Source organism: Algibacter sp., assembly GCF_029245835.1.
Taxonomy (GTDB): Bacteria; Bacteroidota; Bacteroidia; order Flavobacteriales; family Flavobacteriaceae; genus Algibacter_B.
Window position 1 is genome coordinate 1 of the sequence record NZ_JAQWOO010000040.1, and the last position, 21,320, is coordinate 21,320.

General features: G+C 29.5%; 21 protein-coding genes. 7 read left to right on the plus strand and 14 right to left on the minus strand.

Annotated features, from left to right (window positions below):
* The 6 genes from P8K68_RS07010 to P8K68_RS07035 all read right to left on the minus strand — a co-directional run.
* Window positions 1-2,001 (minus strand): metallophosphoesterase family protein (locus P8K68_RS07010; protein WP_300248982.1); only part of this gene is annotated, 2,001 nt, incomplete at its 3' end.
* 822 nt (window positions 2,002-2,823) lie between these two features.
* Complete coding sequence (locus P8K68_RS07015) at window positions 2,824-3,594, minus strand: SDR family oxidoreductase (RefSeq protein ID WP_300248983.1); 771 nt, start codon at window positions 3,592-3,594, stop codon at window positions 2,824-2,826.
* 92 nt (window positions 3,595-3,686) lie between these two features.
* Window positions 3,687-4,979, minus strand: coding sequence for a carbamoyl-phosphate-synthetase (locus P8K68_RS07020; protein ID WP_300248984.1), 1,293 nt, complete (start codon window positions 4,977-4,979; stop codon window positions 3,687-3,689).
* A gap of 41 nt (window positions 4,980-5,020) precedes the next feature.
* Window positions 5,021-6,256, minus strand: a complete 1,236-nt coding sequence (locus tag P8K68_RS07025; RefSeq protein ID WP_300248985.1) for a glycosyltransferase family 2 protein — start codon at window positions 6,254-6,256, stop codon at window positions 5,021-5,023.
* A 4-nt stretch (window positions 6,257-6,260) separates the two neighbouring features.
* Complete coding sequence (locus tag P8K68_RS07030; RefSeq protein WP_300248986.1) at window positions 6,261-7,079, minus strand: SMP-30/gluconolactonase/LRE family protein; 819 nt, start codon at window positions 7,077-7,079, stop codon at window positions 6,261-6,263.
* Window positions 7,080-7,087: 8 nt separating this feature from the next.
* Window positions 7,088-7,834: an SDR family oxidoreductase gene (locus P8K68_RS07035; RefSeq protein ID WP_300248987.1), complete on the minus strand. Its 747-nt coding sequence runs from the start codon at window positions 7,832-7,834 to the stop codon at window positions 7,088-7,090.
* A 401-nt stretch (window positions 7,835-8,235) separates the two neighbouring features.
* On the opposite strand from P8K68_RS07035, the gene P8K68_RS07040 reads away from it, so the two are divergent.
* From P8K68_RS07040 to P8K68_RS07055, 4 genes are all read left to right on the plus strand, one after another.
* Window positions 8,236-8,841 carry a sugar transferase gene (locus P8K68_RS07040; RefSeq protein WP_300248988.1) on the plus strand — a complete coding sequence of 202 codons (606 nt, stop codon included), beginning with the start codon at window positions 8,236-8,238 and terminating at the stop codon, window positions 8,839-8,841.
* Between the two features lie 136 nt (window positions 8,842-8,977).
* Window positions 8,978-10,024: a peptidoglycan bridge formation glycyltransferase FemA/FemB family protein gene (locus P8K68_RS07045; RefSeq protein ID WP_300248989.1), complete on the plus strand. Its 1,047-nt coding sequence runs from the start codon at window positions 8,978-8,980 to the stop codon at window positions 10,022-10,024.
* Between the two features lie 51 nt (window positions 10,025-10,075).
* The gene (locus P8K68_RS07050) at window positions 10,076-10,804 is read left to right on the plus strand and encodes a class I SAM-dependent methyltransferase (protein ID WP_300248990.1); all 729 of its coding nucleotides are present in this window, start codon (window positions 10,076-10,078) and stop codon (window positions 10,802-10,804) included.
* Window positions 10,805-10,825: 21 nt separating this feature from the next.
* Window positions 10,826-12,061: a GNAT family N-acetyltransferase gene (locus P8K68_RS07055; RefSeq protein ID WP_300248991.1), complete on the plus strand. Its 1,236-nt coding sequence runs from the start codon at window positions 10,826-10,828 to the stop codon at window positions 12,059-12,061.
* Between the two features lie 51 nt (window positions 12,062-12,112).
* On the opposite strand, the gene P8K68_RS07060 is transcribed toward P8K68_RS07055, so the two are convergent.
* From P8K68_RS07060 to P8K68_RS07080, 5 genes are all read right to left on the minus strand, one after another.
* Entirely contained in the window at window positions 12,113-12,358 is a 246-nt protein-coding gene (locus P8K68_RS07060; RefSeq protein ID WP_300248992.1) for an acyl carrier protein, read from the minus strand.
* Window positions 12,351-13,850, minus strand: a complete 1,500-nt coding sequence (locus P8K68_RS07065) for an AMP-binding protein (RefSeq protein ID WP_300248993.1) — start codon at window positions 13,848-13,850, stop codon at window positions 12,351-12,353. Before P8K68_RS07065 ends, P8K68_RS07060 begins: the two co-directional genes overlap by 8 nt.
* A gap of 11 nt (window positions 13,851-13,861) precedes the next feature.
* On the minus strand, window positions 13,862-14,959 hold the full coding sequence (locus P8K68_RS07070) for a hypothetical protein (protein ID WP_300248994.1): 1,098 nt from the start codon (window positions 14,957-14,959) through the stop codon (window positions 13,862-13,864).
* A gap of 173 nt (window positions 14,960-15,132) precedes the next feature.
* Window positions 15,133-15,612, minus strand: a complete 480-nt coding sequence (locus P8K68_RS07075) for a winged helix-turn-helix transcriptional regulator (protein WP_300248995.1) — start codon at window positions 15,610-15,612, stop codon at window positions 15,133-15,135.
* 70 nt (window positions 15,613-15,682) lie between these two features.
* Window positions 15,683-16,828 (minus strand): M14 family zinc carboxypeptidase, encoded by a 1,146-nt coding sequence (locus P8K68_RS07080; RefSeq protein WP_300248996.1) that lies wholly within the window; start codon window positions 16,826-16,828, stop codon window positions 15,683-15,685.
* Between the two features lie 292 nt (window positions 16,829-17,120).
* Between P8K68_RS07080 and P8K68_RS07085 the strand changes: the two genes are divergently transcribed.
* Together P8K68_RS07085 and P8K68_RS07090 are read left to right on the plus strand one after the other, a co-directional pair.
* Window positions 17,121-17,492, plus strand: a complete 372-nt coding sequence (locus P8K68_RS07085; RefSeq protein WP_300248997.1) for a helix-turn-helix transcriptional regulator — start codon at window positions 17,121-17,123, stop codon at window positions 17,490-17,492.
* Window positions 17,493-17,532: 40 nt separating this feature from the next.
* Window positions 17,533-17,916 (plus strand): hypothetical protein, encoded by a 384-nt coding sequence (locus P8K68_RS07090; RefSeq protein ID WP_300248998.1) that lies wholly within the window; start codon window positions 17,533-17,535, stop codon window positions 17,914-17,916.
* A gap of 2 nt (window positions 17,917-17,918) precedes the next feature.
* Here the strand turns inward: P8K68_RS07090 and P8K68_RS07095 are convergent, their stop codons facing one another.
* Together P8K68_RS07095 and P8K68_RS07100 are read right to left on the minus strand one after the other, a co-directional pair.
* A complete protein-coding gene (locus P8K68_RS07095; protein ID WP_300248999.1) occupies window positions 17,919-18,419 on the minus strand; it encodes a hydrolase in 501 nt (166 codons plus the stop codon).
* Window positions 18,420-18,431: 12 nt separating this feature from the next.
* The gene (locus P8K68_RS07100; protein ID WP_300249000.1) at window positions 18,432-19,193 is read right to left on the minus strand and encodes an MBL fold metallo-hydrolase; all 762 of its coding nucleotides are present in this window, start codon (window positions 19,191-19,193) and stop codon (window positions 18,432-18,434) included.
* A gap of 93 nt (window positions 19,194-19,286) precedes the next feature.
* On the opposite strand from P8K68_RS07100, the gene P8K68_RS07105 reads away from it, so the two are divergent.
* Window positions 19,287-20,762, plus strand: coding sequence for a TonB-dependent receptor (locus P8K68_RS07105; RefSeq protein ID WP_300249001.1), 1,476 nt, complete (start codon window positions 19,287-19,289; stop codon window positions 20,760-20,762).
* Window positions 20,763-20,805: 43 nt separating this feature from the next.
* Here the strand turns inward: P8K68_RS07105 and bcp are convergent, their stop codons facing one another.
* Window positions 20,806-21,258 (minus strand): thioredoxin-dependent thiol peroxidase, encoded by a 453-nt coding sequence (gene bcp / locus P8K68_RS07110; protein WP_300249002.1) that lies wholly within the window; start codon window positions 21,256-21,258, stop codon window positions 20,806-20,808.
* Between the last annotated feature and the right edge of the window lie 62 nt (window positions 21,259-21,320).

Consider the following 21,320-nt stretch of genomic DNA (forward strand, 5'->3'; position numbering starts at 1 on the left):
TATAGTGTGTACTAAATTATCATTTATAAAAACCTTGTAAGTCGTTCCACTAACTTCTCCTCGTATGACATCACCTTCTACTACGGTATAATTAACTTTACCTATAGATCTTACTGAACCGTTAGTCATAACTAACATCTGTACTACACTACCACTACACTGCCATACTACACTCGATGTTGCATCACATCTAAGTGCTATACCCGACCAAGAAACGCCACCTCCTGCAAAAGTAGCTTCTGCCCATTGGTCGTCACCAAAAGTTCCCTTACGGAAAGCTACAGCAAATGTTCCTCCGCCTGTCTCAATATTTTCAACTGTATTTGAAACTATACCAGCAGCGCCTCCTCCAAGTCCTGTAGAATGAGTCCAGTCTGGACCTAAATCATTAGAATCTGTTCTATTAAAATTATCTGAAAAAAGATTGCCGCCATTCGCTGTATAGCCATCGCCATCAGCATCGATAACTACTGAGCCATCAGAAGTCGCTGGATTACAATCATCATCAATACCATTATTAACAATTTCTGTTGCGCCTGGATTGACATTCTCATCCGTATCATCACAATCGGTATTGTTATCAACATACCCTGATGGTTTTGGGGCTGAAATTTGAGTCACAAAAGGATTACCAAAAGTATCTGAATCCAAATCCTGATACCAAGTTCTGGTTTTTTCAATAGTGAAATAATCAGTTATATCTCCATTTTTCCTTAAAAATTTTAGAGTAATGTTATAATCATTCACTTCAAGAATTGAAGATCCCAGGTTTGATACAGAATAATACATGGCATTATGATCTAAACTAGCAGCTGTTTCGTCTGAAGCCGTGGAGGTTACCACATAAACAGTACCTAATCCAGCATTTTCTCCAACACTTGTTTTACTATATGCCCCGTCACCATTAATTTTACCATCCCCTTGACCCGTTTGACCAACTGTGTGTGTTGCTAAATCAAATGTATTTGACAATCCATAATGACCATTAATGAAATAAGATCTCTCATAAGAAACGCTGTGTGCTGCGATTACTAAATCTACTCCATTATCTTCGAGCATAGGAACAAAATTCTCCCTCATTTCCCTTAATTCAATTCCAGCAGGATTGCCATCGCCATCAAAACCTTCAGAAGCATGATAACCCTTTGAATAAGGTGGATGATGCCATAATGCCACTATCCATTGTTGAGTTGTGTTCTGAATATCATTTTCAGCCCAATCGTACATAGCACCTCCAACTGCCCTATTTTCATCAAAAGAATTCAATACAATAAAATGTATATTACCATAATCGAAGGAATAATATGATTCTGTCCCAGATGCCATCCCTCCGGACTCTCCTGATGTAGGAAATGTAAAAATATCGTAATACGGTCCTGTTTGTGATCCTGAGTTTGCTGTTTCACCTTCATGATTTCCTAAACAAGACCAGGCAATTGTATTTTTTAATTGAGAATCATAGGTGTCAAAAATTTTCTCCTGATATTCAGAATCCGTACCACTATTCATTGCATTATCTCCTAAGAAAAGTATTCCATCCGATTCATTAGATCCAATATAAGAATAGTAGGCGTCTCTAACTTCTTCTGCATCTTGTCTTGCGGAACTACCGCCGCGACCTGCATTTCCAACAACCCAAAAAGTGTATGGGTTTGATGTTCCAATAGTAGGATGCGTTTTAAAGTAAATGTCTGTACTGCCACTTAGTAAAGCTCCGCCTGTTCCTATCCTGTAAAAATATTTTGTACCTGGTGATAATCCTGTAATTTCTAGTTCGTGATCAGTTTTAGGAGTTGTTTGACTCAAAGATAAATTATAGCTTGTATCCGTACTATATTCTATAATCGACGATGTACTAGAATTTGTTCTCCATTTTACAATAACACTTGTTGGTGTGCCTTTTTGAAGATAAGGGCCTCTAATGATAGTTTGGCTTAATGAAATGTAACTAACAAATAAGCTAAGACTTGCAGCTAATAATAATTTGTAATTCTGTTTCATAACAACTTAATTTATTCTGTTATGTTTCATATTTGATTAAGTAAATTCTCATGGGTACTTAAATCAAATCAGCAAAAAGCATCAATACTTTAAAAAGTGAATTAATAAGTTAAAATTATGCTAAAGGTTTTCATAACAAAAGATTTATATAAACAATTTATAAAATGTTAATAGAATTAAAACTGATAAATATCATTTACCAAATAATATTTATCTTACACATATATAGTTGTACAATAAGCAATATGATACGTATAGTATAATCAAAACATACCGTCAAATAAAGAGTGTTCCGTTAACATTTCAGAAGAAAATTTTAAGAATTAATTTTTTTTTAGAAACTGTAGAAAACTTTCGATTTTTACCAAACCTCAAGTTACATAACATGTTACACTTATTATAACCCCTACAAGTTCAGAATGATATTTTAAATAATGCATTCGAGAAAAGAAATATTAACTTTTCTAGCTTTAGAAATAGAAAGCATAATATTTTTAAAACATTAAAAATCATATTTTGTAATTTTAAATATCCTACTTTTTTTATTCAAAAAAATATCTTTATTAAGTCGAACTCAGGTTTTGAGGAACTATACTTGTATTTAATTTTTTGTTATTAAAAAAATACCTAAAACGACATATATTCACCATTTTAAGATTCAAAAAAAAGGAGCAGAAATTTTTGCTTTCTACTCCTTTTAATTAATCTTTTAGTCTAACAGAACTTTTTAAGTATCCTTGATTTTTTGGTTTTTTTCCTTTGTGATTTCGTTATCAAGTTTTTTTTACAAACCGTTTATTATAAACGACATAATAAATTATTTTACCTTCCTAAATATCCCCCATCAACTGGGATAATAGTACCCGTAATATAATCACTAGCTGGTGATGCTAAAAACACTGTTAATCCTTTTATATCCTCTCCATTACCCCACCTTTTCATAGGAACTCTCATGAACACTTCTTCTGTTCTTTTTTTGTCATTTATCAAGGCCGTATTTAACTGCGTATCCATATATCCAGGAGCTATACCGTTAACACAAATTCCCTTATCTGCCCAATCATTGGATAGGGCTTTGGTTAACTGTGCAACACCTCCTTTAGAAGCAGCATAAGCTGGAATAGTGATTCCTCCTAAAAAGCTCATTAAAGAGGCTATATTTATTATTTTTCCGCCTCCATTTTCTATCATGGTATTGCCTGCATATTTACAATAATAGAAAGTAGCATCTAAATTTATTGCAATAACCTTACTCCACTCCTCCTCTGGAAAATCTTCACTAGGATATCTTCTTTGAATCCCTGCAGAGTTTATTAAAATATCTACAGTACCTCCCAAAATTTCTAAAGCAGCTTTATAGGAATCTTTAATTTGTTCAATCTTACTTACATCTGCTTTAAAAGGACTAACATTAAGTCCCTTATCAACCAGATCTTTACACATATCAAATACGCGATCATCATAATCAATAACTACAGTTTGGGCACCTGCTTCAGATATTGCTTCAACCATAGCTATTCCAAGATCACCTGCTCCTCCAACTACAATAGCCTTTTTTCCTGTTAACTTAAACTGTTCTAAAATATTTTGCATTATTTAGTTTTTTATTTCTAAATCCTATAATTTATATTTCAAAATAAAGGGATTTTGTTTTGTTTTTATCTATTTGTTAATTCCTGAATAAATTACTTTTTATCAAAAATATAATCCTCTGTATTCCATGGTTTTACCCATTCCAAAACCATATCGTTTCCTTTAGGGTCAGTAATTTTTAATAAGTTTTGAATGTCTTCAATAGTTTGATTAATCTCAAAAATTGAATTTCCAGCAGTATAAATTCTGAATAAAACCTGTCTTTCTGTACCAATAAAATCTTCCTTCACAGTATCACCTTCATGAAAGCGTTCTACAACAAAATGAACATTCTTATGCGCTTTCATTTCATCCAAGCCTTCAATTGAATCAATTTTTCCTGCTTTTAAAAGAACCCAAACAGAACAAGCCGCTTTACCTCTAAACATGTAGTCATTTTTTTCGGGAAAATCATCTTCCCCAAAAACACCTGTAAATGCATAGTTTATTAGCATTTTTCTGTGATCAAACTCATTAATATGAGCGAGATGAATATGAGGCGCTTCGCCTTGTAGTCTAAATCCTGGGTCATATATATAAAAATTATTGTTTTCAATAAAAAACTGAATATTGAGTACTCCAGCCGGAACATTTAGTCCTTCAAACATCGCACATAATTTAGGATGCACTTCTTTTAAAAACAATTCGGTATACATTGAAGGATATACTGTACCTGTTGCAATTGGACTGGAATCACCTTGTAACCTTGTTAGTTGCCTGTCATAAGTTGCTGAAAGGTAGGGGGTGCCGTTTCTAAAAGTATAATACACCGCCATATCATCACAATTTGTATCCATATATTTTTCAACCAAGACTACGCCTTTCTTAGAATGTTTCAATGCATTGTGCACGGTAGCAATATAGTCTTCATCATCTCTACAAATCTTCATTCCTACTCCTCCACCACTATCTACTGGTTTCACCATTAAAGGATAACTAATGTCTTTTGGTTTTTCTATTTCAGAATCTTTTGTTAAATAAATTCCAGGGATGTCCTGTATATCGTACTTTTCACAATAACGTTTAAATCCATCCTTACTGCAAAATGCATCTATAGCCTTTTCATTTGCATAGCAGGGCATGTTTAACTTTTCACAGATCTTCTGGTATGGTATGACTAAAATATCAGCAACCCCAACTAAAATACCATCCACATTTCTTTCTCTTGCAACAGCTACAATTCCATCAACATCAAAACCATCTATCTCATAGGTTTCAGAGGCTCTTTTTTTCGCAGGAGTGTCAGGAACTGGATCAATAACAATAGTGTGTATGCCCATTGATTCTGCAATATCTACCAAAACAGCAGTTTCAGGGTTTCCTCCAAGAATTATAAGTTTTTTCATTTGTATTTGTATTTAATGATATTTTTATTAATTTTTTCTACTCAATTAATTCCAACGTATTTAAAATCTTCATCAAAACCTAAATGAGATAATAGGTTACTTATTTCTTCTTCGTTAGAATTTATTTTTACAATTTTATTTTTATCAATACCCATTAAATCCAATTCGGTTTTAATTGAAGCATAAGTAGTTGGATTAATAGTTGCGATTATTAAAAAATCAAAGTCATTGTTGTTAATGGAACTGATGGGTTCAACAGTATTTCCATCTATATTTAAATCGTGAAAATCAACGTCAATCCACTTAACAATTTGAAAAAAACCTACTTTTTTATTAGTCGATAAAATATGCTGTCCGAAAGAACCAGAACTATAAACTACGACTTTTGAGCCCTGTTCTAACCTCAAAAAGGGATTGAATAAAATACCACCAGAAGGATCCTCAATCAATCCTCCAGATCTAATCAAAATTTGTGAGTATAAATAATATTTAATTTGTTTACTTAGATTTTCTTGACTAAGCACATGACTTAGTTTTAGTTTTAAAAAGTTCATCAGTAAACCTAATCTGTAATATTCAATTTTAGGATTTTCTATAGATTTTACTATGGAATCATGCCTTTGTCTGTAATAATAAAGTGGAATTCTACTTATTACTAAACTTTTTGAAATGGCTAGGTAAGAATAGGTTATTGCCGCATCTTCACCCATAATAATTTCGTTTGGAACATCAAAAAGGACTTGATTTAATAATGCTCTTTTAAAAAGCTTATTCCAAACGTATGTAGATATATCGTGTTCGCAAAAATCACCATTATAAATTGCATTTGGTAAAATTGAAGATTTGATTTCATTCTCATTGTAAATCCCTGCTATTTTCGGTTTAATAGTTTCAATTTTTCCATCAAATTCTCTAAAACGACCTGTCTCAACTAGGTCAGAATTATTTGCTTCGGCAAGTTTAAATAACGTATCTAGATAAAACTTATCTACCCAATCGTCTCCATCAACATAAGAAATATATTTGCCCTTAGCGGCTTTTAAACCTGCTTTTCTTGCACTTAATAACCCGCCGTTTTTTTTATGAATAACTTTTATTCTAGTATCTTTTTTCGAATAATCATCACAAATTTTTGGACAATTATCAGGACTACCATCATCTACCAAAATTAGTTCAAAGTTCAAGAATGATTGATTTAAAAGGCTATCAATACATTCAGGTAAATACTTTTCAATTCGAAAAATTGGAACTATTACGCTAATTTGAACAGTAATCATAAATTTAAATTTTATCTAATTCTAAGTAAAACAATCCGCCTCCGTAAATATCTTCTTTAAAGTCTTCTTTAGCTGTTGTAATATATAAGTTAGAATAATTATCAAAACAACATGAGGTAACGTTACTACAAGGCAATTTTATTTCTTCTATCTTTTCACCGTTTAAAGGATTCCATTTAGATATACATCCACCGCCCCATTCAGCAATCCATAGCATACCGCTTTTATCAATACACATACCATCAGGATTACCAGCACCTGTAAATTCAATGACGTTTGATTTAAACTTTACCTCTCCAGTTTTTAAATCATAAGCATACTTCGCTACTTTTTTTGTTGGTGTATCAATAAAGTAAAGAAATTTACCATCGTGCGAAAAGGCTAAACCATTTGAAATAGTGGTGTTTTTAATAATTGTTTTATACTCACCCTTATAATAAGAAAATACCCTTCCTATTTTTTCTTTAACTTCTGGATACCCCATTGTTCCAATAATAACTCTTCCGATTGGGTCTTTTATTCCATCATTATATCTCACCGATTTATCTATATCAATTTGAAAAACTAATTTCTTTTGTAATGTATTGAAATCAATTTCGAAAAAACCATTTTTAGAGGACACTAAAATTATTTTTCTTTTTAATAAAAAAACACAACTAACAGGAGAATCTAGTTTCATACTTAAAATTTCTTTAGTTGAAGGATTATAACAATAAACCAAACAATCCAAAATAGAAACAAAATAGAGATAATTGTTTTCTTTATCAAAAACAGGACCTTCTAAAAGTTCTGAACTAGAATAAAAAACTAAAGATGGAATCATAAAATTAATTATATATATTGACCCGCAGTTACTCTAATCAATGAACCTGTTGTCATTGCAGATTCATCAGAGATTAAATGCATTACTGCAGGCACAGGATCAAAACGATTACAAATACGACCCAATGGAAGAATTTTAGCGGCTTTGCGTTTTAATTCTTCTTCAGTCATTCCTTCTGAATCTCTTAATTCAATTTCTCCTTCTGTATTTGTCCAACCCATAACCACGTAATTTGATCGAATACCATGCTCAGCATAATGATGTGCTAAATGAGTCGACAAAGTGTAAAGCGCACTTTTGGTAAGCGCATATGCCGCCCTATTTTTCATACCATAATCCATATGAGCAGAACCAAAAAATATTATAGAACCTGTTTTGAATTCAATCATAGATTTTAATACATGTTTAAGCAGAAAATATTGAGACTTAAGATTGACATTAAAAACGCTATCATAAACATCTTCTTCAGTTTCAGTAATAGAAGCAATAGGAGTTATTCCGGAGTATAAAACTAAAGCATCTATCCTTTTAAATCTTTTTATTGTCTGAATGAAAAAATTTTCAATTTCGCTAATTGAATTTAAGTCAATTTCATGAAAATAGAGCTTATCTTCTGCTTGCAAAGATTCGATAATCTTATTTCCTTCACTAGAATTTCGACCACAAAAAGCAACATTATAACCTTTTTTTAAACAGGATTCAAGTACCGCGTTACCTACTCCTTTGGTTCCTCCTAAAATCATTACTGTTTTCATAAATATGTTTAGTTAATAATATTATTTAATTTTAGCATAGTTCAAATCTAATTTATTTAATACTAGAACTAATTATTTAATCTATATAACGAAATTAAACTCGTTTAAAAGAGTTATTAAAATTAAAAAAATAATTAAATATAAATATCAAAAAAGACTATTAAATTAATAATCTAATTCTTTCATGTGTAAAAAAGGCATTTATGAATAATGGATAATAATGATGCTTTCGAAGCTATTTATATGAAATTTTTTCTTATTAAAATTGAAGTCTATTCATATAAAAAGATAATATATTGCTATTATTTACACATTACATGCAGTTTGATCTTTTTAAACGAAAAAATTTAGTTTTACAATCACGAAAATGTACATTTGCTTTCTAAAAATTTAAAATTAACATGTATAAAAATTATTTTAAGAGACTATTAGATATAGTTGCTGCTATAGTTGGATTAATTATCCTCTCACCCATTATAATTTTTTTGATAATTGTTTTAAGCATTAGTTTTAAAGGCAATCCGTTTTTTTTACATCCAAGACCGGGAAAAAATAGTGTAATATTTAAGGTTTTAAAGTTTAAATCTATGAATGATAAAACCGATGAGAATGGCGTTTTATTACCACATAACATGAGAGTTACAAAAACTGGAGATTTTATAAGAAAGCTCTCGTTGGATGAATTACCTCAACTTATCAATGTTTTAAAAGGCGATATGAGTTTAATTGGCCCAAGACCTTTAGAGGTTCGTTACTTACCACTATATAATGATTTTCAAAAGCAAAGACATAATGTAAAACCAGGTATTTCAGGTTGGGCACAGGTTAATGGACGAAACGCTGTTTCATGGGACGAAAAATTTGCAATGGATGTTTGGTATGTAAAAAACATATCATTAAAAACTGATTTAAAAATTGTAATATTAACGATAAAGAAAGTGTTGTTAAGAAAAGACGTGAATGCTAGTGAATCTTTAAACATGGCTCCATTTTTAGGTAATAAATAGCCTAATATTATTTAGCATACCATAAACCTTAAGAATAAATTCAGCATTAAAATACTTAAGTAAATCTTATTTTCCCTAAATGAGAAAAACGAATAAAAGGTATTTAAAAATTAATGATTAATAGCAAAAAAAAATAGTGAAAATAGAAATTCTAAGAGAAAAAATAGAATGGGATGAATTTTTACAAAGTGTAGATGATTATGATTTTTATCACACTTTCGATTATCATCATATTTCTAAATCAGAATCAGATGAAGCTGTTTTGATTAAATACACAAATGGTGAAATTTTCATAGGTCTCCCCCTATTAATAAGAAAGATTAAAAGCACTGATTATTATGACGCCATATCGGTTTATGGGTATTCTGGGCCTATAGGAAGCCGAACGCCTTTAAACTTCAATAAATTAAATTACGAGAAAACTTTACTTGATTTTTTTAATAAAAAAAAGATTGTTACCGTTTTTGTTAGGCTGAATCCATATTTGACATTCCAAAATATTCTTTTTTCTAATTTAGGGGAGTCATTTTATTTTGGAGAATTGTGTTACCTAGGAAAAATAGTTAATATTAATACTTCTAAACCATTAAAATCTCAAAGAAAAAAGTACCAAAGAAGATTAAAAACTCATATTAATAAAGCAAACAGACTTCTAACATTAAAAATTGCTGAAACGAAAGAAGATTTTCAACATTTTAAAATATTATATTACAAAAACATGGAACGCGTAAAAGCTAGGGAAAGTTATTTTTTTAGTGATGAATATTTTGAAAAATTTAATACCTCTAAGGACTTTAAAACAGAAGTCTTACTTGCTATTGATAATGAAACAAAAAAAATTATAGCAGGCTGCATGTTTGTAAAAACCAACACCATGGTACAATATCATTTATCGGGTTCAGATGAAAATTATTTACATTTAAATGGTATAAAATTCCTTATCGACCAAATGAGAATAAAAGCAAGCAATGAAGGCTATAATAATTTCAACCTTGGTGGTGGTTTAGGAGCAAATGAAAATGATTCTTTATTTAGATTTAAAGCCTCTTTCTCGGACGAATATCATCCTTTTTTTGTTTGGAAACTTATTACCAATGCTACAGCATATAAAGAGATTTGTAAAAAAAATAAAATAAATTACAAAAGCTCTACTTTTTTTCCAATGTACCGGTTGAATGAATAGCAATTTATTGTTTGGCTTCCAATTATTACTAAAATCCTAACATTAAAAATAATGCAGAAAAACTTAAATAAAACGCTCTATTCAGAACAATTATTTAAGGTTTGGTCTGAAAAAAAAGAACTACTTCCAATTGAAGATTATTTTATAAAAAAATATTTTTCCAATAAAAAAGCAAAAACTCTTGAAGCTGGAACTGGAGGAGGTAGAATAATTTTTGAAATTGAGAAACTTGGGTTTATTAATCTTGAAGCTTTTGATTATGTAGAAAAAATGATTAGTTTTTGTAATAACAAAAAACAACATTTAAAATCTTCAATAAAATTTAAAACTGCTGACGCTACATATCTAAATGAATACCAAACAGAAGAATTTGAGTATCTTATTTATTTACAACAAGTACTATGTTTTATTGATAAAGAAAAGCTCCCAGAAGCTTTAAAAGAAGCTCACAGAATAGGCAAAGAAGAAAGCCTTTATATATTTTCGTTTCTAAACTGGGATTCTAAAATATACAATCCTATTTTAAGTGTATTAGTTAATTTTTTAAGAATTTTAAGAATTGAAAAAATAAACAAATACAAATTACCTTGGCTAAATATTAACGAAAAATTTAATTGGCGTTTTTTAAATAAAAACCAACCTAATAATCTTTGGTTTAAAGAAAAGCATATTTTAGAAATTTTAAAAAATAATGGATTTTCAATTATTGAAATTAAAAGCAAAATAAATTCTTCAGATAAGATTGGTCACATTCACATAGCCTGCAAAAAGGCTAATTAATTTCGATAGTTTAATTATTTAATGGAATCAAAAAACAGCCCTTTTACTACAAATTATTTTCAAAATATTTGGAAAAAACACTTCATTTCAAATAAAAAAATAGAGCGCTTTAAATTTATAGATGGTATACGTTTTTATAAAAACAAATTTTCAGTTTTTTTTAATGTTGGTAAAAACTTAACTAAAGGGACTAATTATGATTTAAATAACCATACCGATTATAAAAATAAAACCCTTGTTATTTATGACGTTTTACCACACCTCATTAAAAAAACAAATACATTACCAAAACATATAGGGGTTTTAAAATCTAAACAATATCCTGGTTTTTTAATACATCTGGAACAATTTAAAAACATTGAGGACTACCTTTTAAATACGTTTAGTAAAAATACGAGAATGAAAATGCGGAAATTCACTAATCGTTTAAGTGCGTGTTTTGAGATATCTACAAAAATGTTTTACGGAAATATTGATAAACATGAATATGACAAAATTTTTGAGTATTTTTTGGTTTTATTACAAAAACGATACTCAGATAAACAAGTTTCATATAATAACATGCAATCATCAGAATGGAGTTTTTATAAAGAAGTTGCTTATCCATTAATATTAGAAAAGAAAGCATCTTTATTTGTTGTTTATGACAATGACACACCTATTGCAATCACTTACAACTACCATACAAAAGACACTTTAATAGATGCAATTACGGTTTTTGATATTGATTATTCTAAGTTTAATTTAGGCTATATAAATAACTTAAAGCTCCTTAATTGGTGTTTTGATAATAAATTAAAAGTATTAGATTTTTCTAAGGGCTATTTTGATTACAAAAAACGAATGTGCACACTTGAATATGATTTTGAGTACCATATTATTTATGATAAATCATCTCTTTTATCAAGATTAAAAGCTATTAGCTATTATAATTTCTTTGAATTTAAAACTTACTTAAGGAATAAAAATTTCAATACTAAATTTCATAAATTCACATACCGGCTTAAAAACAAATCAAAATTAAAAGAAAAAATTGAAGTAAAGAATCTGGAAAAATTAGATACTTCTTTAAATTTAAGTTTAATAGATATTAGAAAAAATACAAATTATAATTTTTTAAAAAGTCATGTATACGCTTTTTTATATCTTGCTGTAAAGCCTTATGAAGACATAGAATTATATAAGGTAAATAATGCTGATAATATATATATATTAACAAGTGATTCTCTTATTCAAGAAATAAAATTTATAGATTAATTTATTCACTTAAAATCGTACCAACAAAACTAGACATTCCACCCTTAATATTTATCCCTGTATTTCTTTCATTACAGTATTAATTAAGTCTCCAACATTCTCCATAGACATTAAATCCATCAATTTGAATTTAATATTAAAAGCACTCTCAACATCATTCATAATAAGTAAATGTGTTATGGATTCCCATCCATCAACATCTTTTGCAGTGGTTGTTTCATTTAACTCAAAATTATCATGCTCTAGAACTCTAACAAAAGATTTTCTTATTGAAACTAAAATTTCTTCTTTATTCATTTATTATCAAGCTTTTTAGTTGTTTTCTATCTATTTTTCCGTTTTTATTATGAGGTAAATTATCAATAAAAAAGACTTTTTTAGGAACCATATAATCTGAAAGCTTCGTACTCAAATAGTCCATTAAATCTTTAGTATCAAATTTAAAACTTTCTATAACAAGTACAAGTTCATCATTATTACTAGAATTTTTAACATCTATTACCAAATTGTTTTTAGATTTCATAGATATATGATTTCTAGCATGATACTCAATCTCACCTAACTCAACTCTATAGCCTCCTATTTTTACTTGAAAATCTTTTCTTCCAACGTACATGTAAAACCCGTCGCCATCTCTAAAGCATAAATCTCCAGTTTTATAAAATCTTTTTATTTCAGCTGAATCTGTTTTATGTAAAAAAAAAGACGAGGCATTTAGTTCATCATTTTTCCAATAACCAGAAGTTAATTGATTACCTGATAAGCACAACTCACCTTCTATATTGTCGCCAATAATGTTTCCTAAATCATCCAAGATAAGACAATCAACGTTTTTAAAAGGTTTTCCTATGGATATTACACCTTTATGTGATTTGGTGTCCTGCTCAAACTTATAATAATTACTGCATACAGTAAACTCAGTTGGTCCATAATGGTTTAAAATTACACTATTGGGTATACAGTTAAGCCACTCTTTAACAACATCTTCATATAATTTTTCACCGCCAAAAATAGAATATCTTACTGATGGAGCATTTATTTCAGAAAAATAAGGTCTTAAATAATAGATTATTGATGGCACCATTTTAAGCACGGTTAGTTTGTACTTTTCTAAAAGTTTATAAATATATAAATATTTTATAGCATTTGAAGGTACGGTGTAAACACAAGCTCCAACTAAAAGCGCTGGTAAAAGTGCTGTTAATGAAGCGTCAAATGTTAAATCGTACATTTGCAAACACCTATCGGATGAATTCAATTTGTATTCCTTATCTAAATCTAATTCTGTAACTAATGCGTTTAAGTTTTTAAAACTAATAGGAATACCTTTTGGTGTGCCTGTACTACCACTGGTAAATAAAACATAAGCGATATTAGTTTCGTTAAAATTTATAGTTTCAAATTCTGAATTATTACTAAATTCTGTATGATTTGGGTTAAATATTTTAAAATCAGAAAAATCATCTTTATCAGAAGAATCAAAAATATATGTTACATCAATTAATTTTAAAATATCTATATTTCTACTTTTTGAAGCTGTTGAATTTATTGGTACGTATGCCTTTCCTTCCATCCACAACGCTAATACTGTAGCATAAGTCTCTAAATCATTATTTGTAACTAATCCAATATGCTTTTCATCAAAATCTATATTTTTAACTATAACACTGCGTATTTTAGTGATACTGTTTAATACGTCTTGGTAAGTAAAAAAAGTATCATTTATACAAAAAGCATTCCTCTCATTATTTTCATTAAATGACTTATATAGGCTGCGAATTAAATTCATAAAGCTTTGTTTTATAAGAAATTACCATCTCCATCGTTTAAAATAGTATCTTGAAAATTCATATCTAAATCATTATGAACTAGAGATAATAGTTTTTTTGAATCGGCGTAAACAATTAAGTATCTGTTTTTTAAACGCTCTGCTAAAACAGTGTTTTCGGTTTGAAGTAATGTACATTCTGATTTTATTAAATTAGCCATTAGAGCATCAATACAGTGATTAAAATCATCTTGATTTGCTAGGAAGTAGCGCAATACAAATCTCCCCCCCTTTACTAAACCCGATATAAAACCAATTGTTTCGCCCTCTTTTTCTACCATAAAACTTAAATTATGAATCTTATTTGATACACTCTCGAGTAAGCATTTATATTTTGGCCTTACTTCTCCTTCTGTAATAACATGATACTGATTATTACTTATTTGCCAATCTATGTATTTTTGTGTTTTGGGCACTATATCAGTAACACAAAAATTTTCGATAAACGCCCAGTCTTTATTATTAATATTAGATATGAATCTATAGGATATTTTTTTTGTTCTTTTTTTACTTTTATAACTGTTTATTAAAAATGTTATCTTTTTAGACGTTTTGTCTAGGAATCTCAACAGAGTCTTTACTTTTTTTAGTCCACTTTTTTTACTAATTAAAATTTTGTGATCTAAATTAAAAACAATAACATACCGCATTCTCTCTGAAAACAACGTAAAAGGCTGTTTTTCATAATATGCTTTAGTATCATCACCCAAAAATCTTACAATAATCTGATTTTTTGCTTCGGTTAAAGAATTACTTTTTATATAAGTTGGGAGCACTGTATTCATATAATTATTTGCAATCCACCATCTTTGGCTCCAAAATATTTTTTTTAAATTACCCTTTCCTTTTTTAATAAAATCTGGCATTAATGAAACAAAAGCTATTATTGTATGCTTTTCATAACCTAGAACTGCAAATACATCTTCATTATCAGCTCGCGTGTTTTCCAACATCCATTTTGCTTTATTCAAAGAAAAAGGAGGTTCGTAGGAGTCACCCCAAAATTTATTTTCAGCTACGGCTTCTTTAAGACTACCCTTTGTTAATATAATTACCTCAAGATTATTCATTAAATTTTAACTAATATTTTCGAATTAAACAACCGATATAAATTTATACTAATAATAAAAAATAATTTAAAATTGAAAATATATAATAGTTATACAACTAACAAGTTTTAAGTGTGTAATATAAAAAAAGCCCCGAATTAGGGCTTTTACAAATAATTTATTTGAAATAAACTTTACATATCATTAAATATAGAATGCATCAAACGCTTTTTATCATTTATACTTTCTTCAAGAGAAATCAACGTTTCGGTTCTATAAACACCTTCTATATCATCTAATAAAAATATAACTTCTTTAGCATGCTCTGTACTTCTAGCCCTAATTTTACAAAAAATATTAAACTTACCTGTTGTAATATGCGCTACAGTAACATAAGGAATTTCGTTTATACGTTCTAAAACAAATTTTGTTTGAGAGGTATTATTTAAATAAACGCCTACATAAGCAATAAAAGAATATCCTAATTTTTTATAATCTAGCATCAATGACGAGCCTTTTATTATACCTGCTTCCTCCATTTTCTTAACACGTACATGAACTGTACCTGCTGATATTAATAATTTTTTAGCAATATCAGTAAATGGAATTCTTGTGTTATCTATTAACATGTCAAGAATTTGATGATCGATTTCGTCTAATTTAATTTTTCCCATAATTCACTATTCTTAAATAAGAGACGAAATTAATACATTTTCATTAGAAATATAGTAAAATTTGTATGTTTTATTTCGATAAAAGCATTACTTTTTCATTATTCAATATTACGCAAACGTTTTCGTAACCTTCTTTTAATAATTCTCCACCTACACCTAAAGCCTCAAAACCATTAGCTTCAATCTCTTTATGCCCATAAAAACCATCTAATCTTTCAATCTTAATAACTTTTGGCATAAATTCAATGGTATTGCCATTTAAATATTCTTGAAACTGAATGCCTACATCCACCAATTCATTATTGACTTTCGCTTTTCTAATAATGATATCTAAAAAACATTTGTCATTTTCAGGAATATCAAAATAGGGTTTGTAACCACTCCCGTTAATCTCATTTTTTGAGATATAATCTAAGGAAATCAAGTAAGACATATAAATTAATTCTCTTGTTTGCTCCCGTTCATAATCATCATCAAAATGTCCAGCTTCAAAAAGTATAGTTGGTATGTTTTCATTTTGAAACGTATCTCCTACACAGTTCAGATTAAACGCATCATCGTAAACACCCACTTGATTTGGTATAACTTTTTGCAAGGCTATATTCATAACGCCTATTATTTCCATCGCAACCTTTCTATTAGGCGTTAAAGTACAATCATCGTCTTGTGCTGGTGATAAAAATGAAACTGTTGCAGAATGATTTGTTGTTCCAGCGCTAAAAATAGTACGTTGTCCGTGTAAATTATAACAATAATGAGGCTTAAACGATTCAAATATTTTGCGCAAAACATTACTTTCTGGCTGTGTTAAATTTTGTGCATCTCTGTTTAAATCTACTTCATTTGCGTTTATACGCGTATAAGCCAGAGCGCCATCGGGATTTAAAATAGGGATAATATATAAAGTGCAACTATCTAGTATATGTGTAAGCTTAGATTTTGAATCTAAAAGGGTATTTAAAAGATCGAATAAAGCCTTTGTTGTGGTAGATTCATTTCCGTGCATTTGAGACCACATTAAAACTCTCTTTTCACCTTTACCAATTTTTAATCCATAAATAGGATTACCTAAAACAGATTCTCCTATGGTTTCAAAATTTATAAATTTTACCAAATCATCCAACAAAGGTTCTATGTGTTTATTGGTGATGTATCTATGAAATATGCGCCCTTCTTTATACCTTGAAAACAACGCTTTTAAATCTTCTATCTGCATACTAATTATTTATGTAGACAAATGTAAACATTTACTTTTTTACATTTGTAAACAATTATTTTTAAGGTTTTGTTTACATAATTAAACAAATTTGATCTAGAATTGTAAACCACATTTTATTTTTTTTATATAAATAAAAAAATGTTTTTAAATATTTATAAATCAATTAATTAAATACAACTATGTCAACTAAAAATATTACATAAACAACCAAATCATAATACTAAATTTCTTTATTTTAATTTATATTGTTACATTTGTAACACTAAAAAAGCCCAAACCTAAATTCACAATGATAAACACTGAAGACTTCATAAAAAGACTCCAAAAAATCATTGATTACTATGGCGAATCCGCTTCTTCTTTCGCTGAAAAAATTGGAGTTCAACGCTCAAGTATTTCTCATATTTTGTCAGGCAGAAACAAACCTAGTTTAGACTTTATTTTGAAGATCCTCTCCGCCTTCCCTGAAGTAGATTTGTATTGGTTATTTAATGGCAAGGGCAAATTCCCTTCCGAAGAAAAAACTGTAGACACCATAGAAGATATAACACCTCCTGAGTCCAATCATAAAAATTTGATAGCAGAAGTTAAAAAAGACAAAACTATTGACCGTATTGTTATTTTTTATTCTGACGGAAGTTTTAAAAACTATGACAATTGATTATATAGTTTCTTAGCTTTGCATTTTAATACTTTTTTTTATGAGATTTTTATTTTGCCTTGCCTTATTAAGTCTTTCTAGCTGCTACGAAACAACCAGAAACTGCAATGACTATAAAACCGGTGCATATCGTTTTGATTATAATGTAGACGGAGTTGCTAAAAGCGGAGATTTTAAAAGAACAGAGCGCTATAGCATCAATTTTTATGACGGAAAAACTGATAGCTCTGAAGTGAAATGGATAAATGATTGTGAATTTATTTTATATAAGATAAATCCCAAATCTATCTCTGAAAAAGACCCTATTCACATGAAAATACTAACCACAACAGATAGTTCGTATACATTTGAATACGCTAAAGCATCCTTTAACGAAGGTGAAAAGAAAAGAAAAGAAAAAGGTATTGCTTATAGAATTAAATAATTCTAATTTATAGGATATAAGAAGTGATCCACTAAATTAAACTTCAATTCCTTTTTGTTTGTAATTTCATAAGTTAAAAAAATTTCACCCCAGTATTGACCATCAGAGAAATCTGCAATTATCCATTTATGATTTAGCATTTTTACGGTGTTTAACAACATTTTTCTTCCTTCACTAGCAGCATAAGGAATTATAGGATGTTCTCCTTTCGCTTCGTTCAACTTATAAAGTTCGTCTTTTATAAAAGGAATGAGTTCATCTATTTTATAGCCTTCATTCTCAAAATAACTCATAGCATCTTCGTTTCTATTCAAATTAAAATGAGACACTTCTAAAATATCATTTTGCAACACAGCAACAGAATCTTTATAAATTTTAAGCTGAGAATTACTAGTCTCTAACTTTTTATTTATGGCTTCAAAAATACGTTTCGAGTTTACATACTGAAAAACGACCAATAGTGCTGCAAAAACAAACAAATACATAAAAATTCTTTGCTTCATTATATTTAAAATTTAAACTGTTATTTTTAATCCATCATAAGCCAAAAACACCCGTTTTGGCAATGATCGTTCAACCTCTTCATGAAAACCCAACAAATGACTAATATGTGTCAAATAAGCCGTTCCTGGATTTACTTTCTCTACAAACTCCAAAGCTTCTTCTAAGTTAAAATGTGATTGATGCGGCTTAATACGCAAAGCATTAATTACTAATACTTTCACATTTTTAATTTTTTTAATTTCTTTATCAGAAACTGTTTTCATATCTGTTAAATATGCGAAATCCTTAAATCTAAATCCGAATACCTGAAGCTCATTATGCTTTCCGTTCACAGGTATTACCTCTAAATCATTTAACTTAAAAGGTTTATTCTTAACCCTATTTGTGACCACTTCTGGCGCTCCTGGATATCTATTTTCTTTTTTAAACACGTAATCAAAACGTTTTTTGATAGATTTTAAAACACGTTTGTGTGCGTAAATAGGAATATCACCTTGTCGAAAATAGAAAGGCCTAATATCATCCAAACCTAAAACATGATCAGAATGCTCATGCGTAAACACAATACCATCAATTTTTTTTACATTTTCCCTTAGCATTTGATACCTAAAATCTGGACCACAATCTACTACATAAGCAAAATTATCCCATTCTACTAAAACAGAAACACGCAAGCGCTTATCTTTTGGATTGTCACTTAAACAAACTGGATGATCACTCCCAATAATAGGAATCCCCTGAGATGTACCAGTACCTAAAAATGTAATTTTCAAATATCTTAAGTTTTGTACAAAAATAACTTTATTTTTTTGTTTGCTATACTTATTTGATACCTTTGTAAATACAAGACGTAACCTATAAAGAATATGGAAATTACCATTAAAGGAGATAAAAAATTTGATGACATCCCTTCATTAAAATCAAAAGCCCTTCGCATAAACTTAAACGAGAATATTTACGGAACATTTGCTGAAATTGGTGCTGGACAAGAAACTTGTCGTCATTTTTTCAGAGCTGGTGGCGCCTCAGGAACTATTGCTAAAGCCATGTCTGCTTACGATAAAGACTTTAGCGATGCCATTTACGGAGCCGAAGATGATGGACGCTATGTTACCGAAGCCCGTTTAAGAAAAATGCTTATACACGAAATGGACTTAATGGAAAACAGGTTAACTCGTGAAAAAAATCCAAATAAAATATTTTTTACTTATGCTAATACTGTAGCTACTATAGATTTTGCAAAACAATTTAAAGGTCATGGATGGGTTGGAATAAAATATCAAGTAGAAGCAAACGCTGATTATAATGAAATTATTCTTCACGTTCGTTTTAAAGAAACTGACGCCAGATTACAACAAGAAACCCTAGGTATACTTGGAACAAATTTAATTTACGGCGCTTTTTACAAGTATAACGAGCCCAAGAAATTACTTCGTTATTTATATGATCATTTAGACAAGGACCAAATAGAAATAGATACTATAAACTTTTCCGGACCTGTTTTTGAAAACATTGATAACAGATTGATGAGCTTACAATTGGTTAAAAATGGCATGACTGATGCCGTAATGTTTGGCCCTGACGGAACAAATGTTTTACCAGCTCGCGTATTTTACAAGAAAAACATTTTAGCACTTCGAGGTAGCTTTAGACCCGTAACAAAAGTAAATATGGCTATGTATGAGAAATCATACGAAATGTTTATTAAAGAAAACAAGGTTGATGAAAAGAAAACTGTCGTTGTTTTCGAAATTACCCTTTCAAATTTAAGAGCTGAAGGCGAAATCGACGAACAAGATTTTATAGATAGAGCAGACTTGTTATGTTCTTTAGGGCAGTCTGTTATGATATCTAACTTCCAAGAATACTTTAAGGTAGTTGAGTACTTTTCAAACTACACAAAAGCACGCATGGGGTTAGCCATGGGTGTTAGTAATTTAGTAGATATTTTTGATGAAAAATATTACCGCCATATGAGTGGAGGGATACTAGAAGCGTTTGGTAAATTATTCTTTAAAGACTTAAAAGTATATCTATACCCTATGAATGATGCCAAAACAGGCGAACTTATTACTAGCGAAAACTTAAAAGTTTATCCGCGTATGAAAGAATTATATAAATTCTTCAAATACAATGGGAAAGTTATTGATATTATAGATTACGACGAAAGTATTATGAATATATTTTCTAGAGATATATTACGCATGATTACGAATGGAGAAAGTGGTTGGGAAGAGATGGTTCCAGAAGGAACTGCTGAGTTAATAAAGGATTATAGGTTATTTGGATATACCCGAAGACCTCTAACACTTAACCGAAGAAAATCTCAAAAGAAAAAATAAATTTTTAAAATCGGCTATTTTAATTTAGGATAGCCGATTTTTTTTATGCCAATATTTGAGCTGCGTGTTCCTTAGTTTTCACTTTTTCAATAACACGCTCAACAACACCATCTTCATTTATTAAAAATGTCATCCTGTGAATTCCATCATATGCTCTACCCATAAACTTTTTTGGCCCCCAAACACCAAAAGCGTTAATAACAGTTTTATCTTCGTCTGCTAGAAGCGGGAAAGGGAACTCATATTTATTTTTAAAATTAGCTTGACGTTTTTCAGAATCTGCACTTACACCAAGCAACTCATAACCTTGAGCTTGCAACTCTTTGTAATTGTCTCTTAAATTACAAGCCTCTACCGTACACCCTGGAGTACTTGCTTTAGGATAAAAAAACACGATTAGTTTTTTTCCTTTATAATCACTTAACGAAATGGTATTTCCTTGTTCGTCTTTTGCCGTAAAATTAGGAACAGCATCCCCTTGTTTTAATGTTTTCATTTGCAAATTTAATTTTTTAAGCTCGTCAAATGGAATTCGATTAACAATAATTTTTTATCACA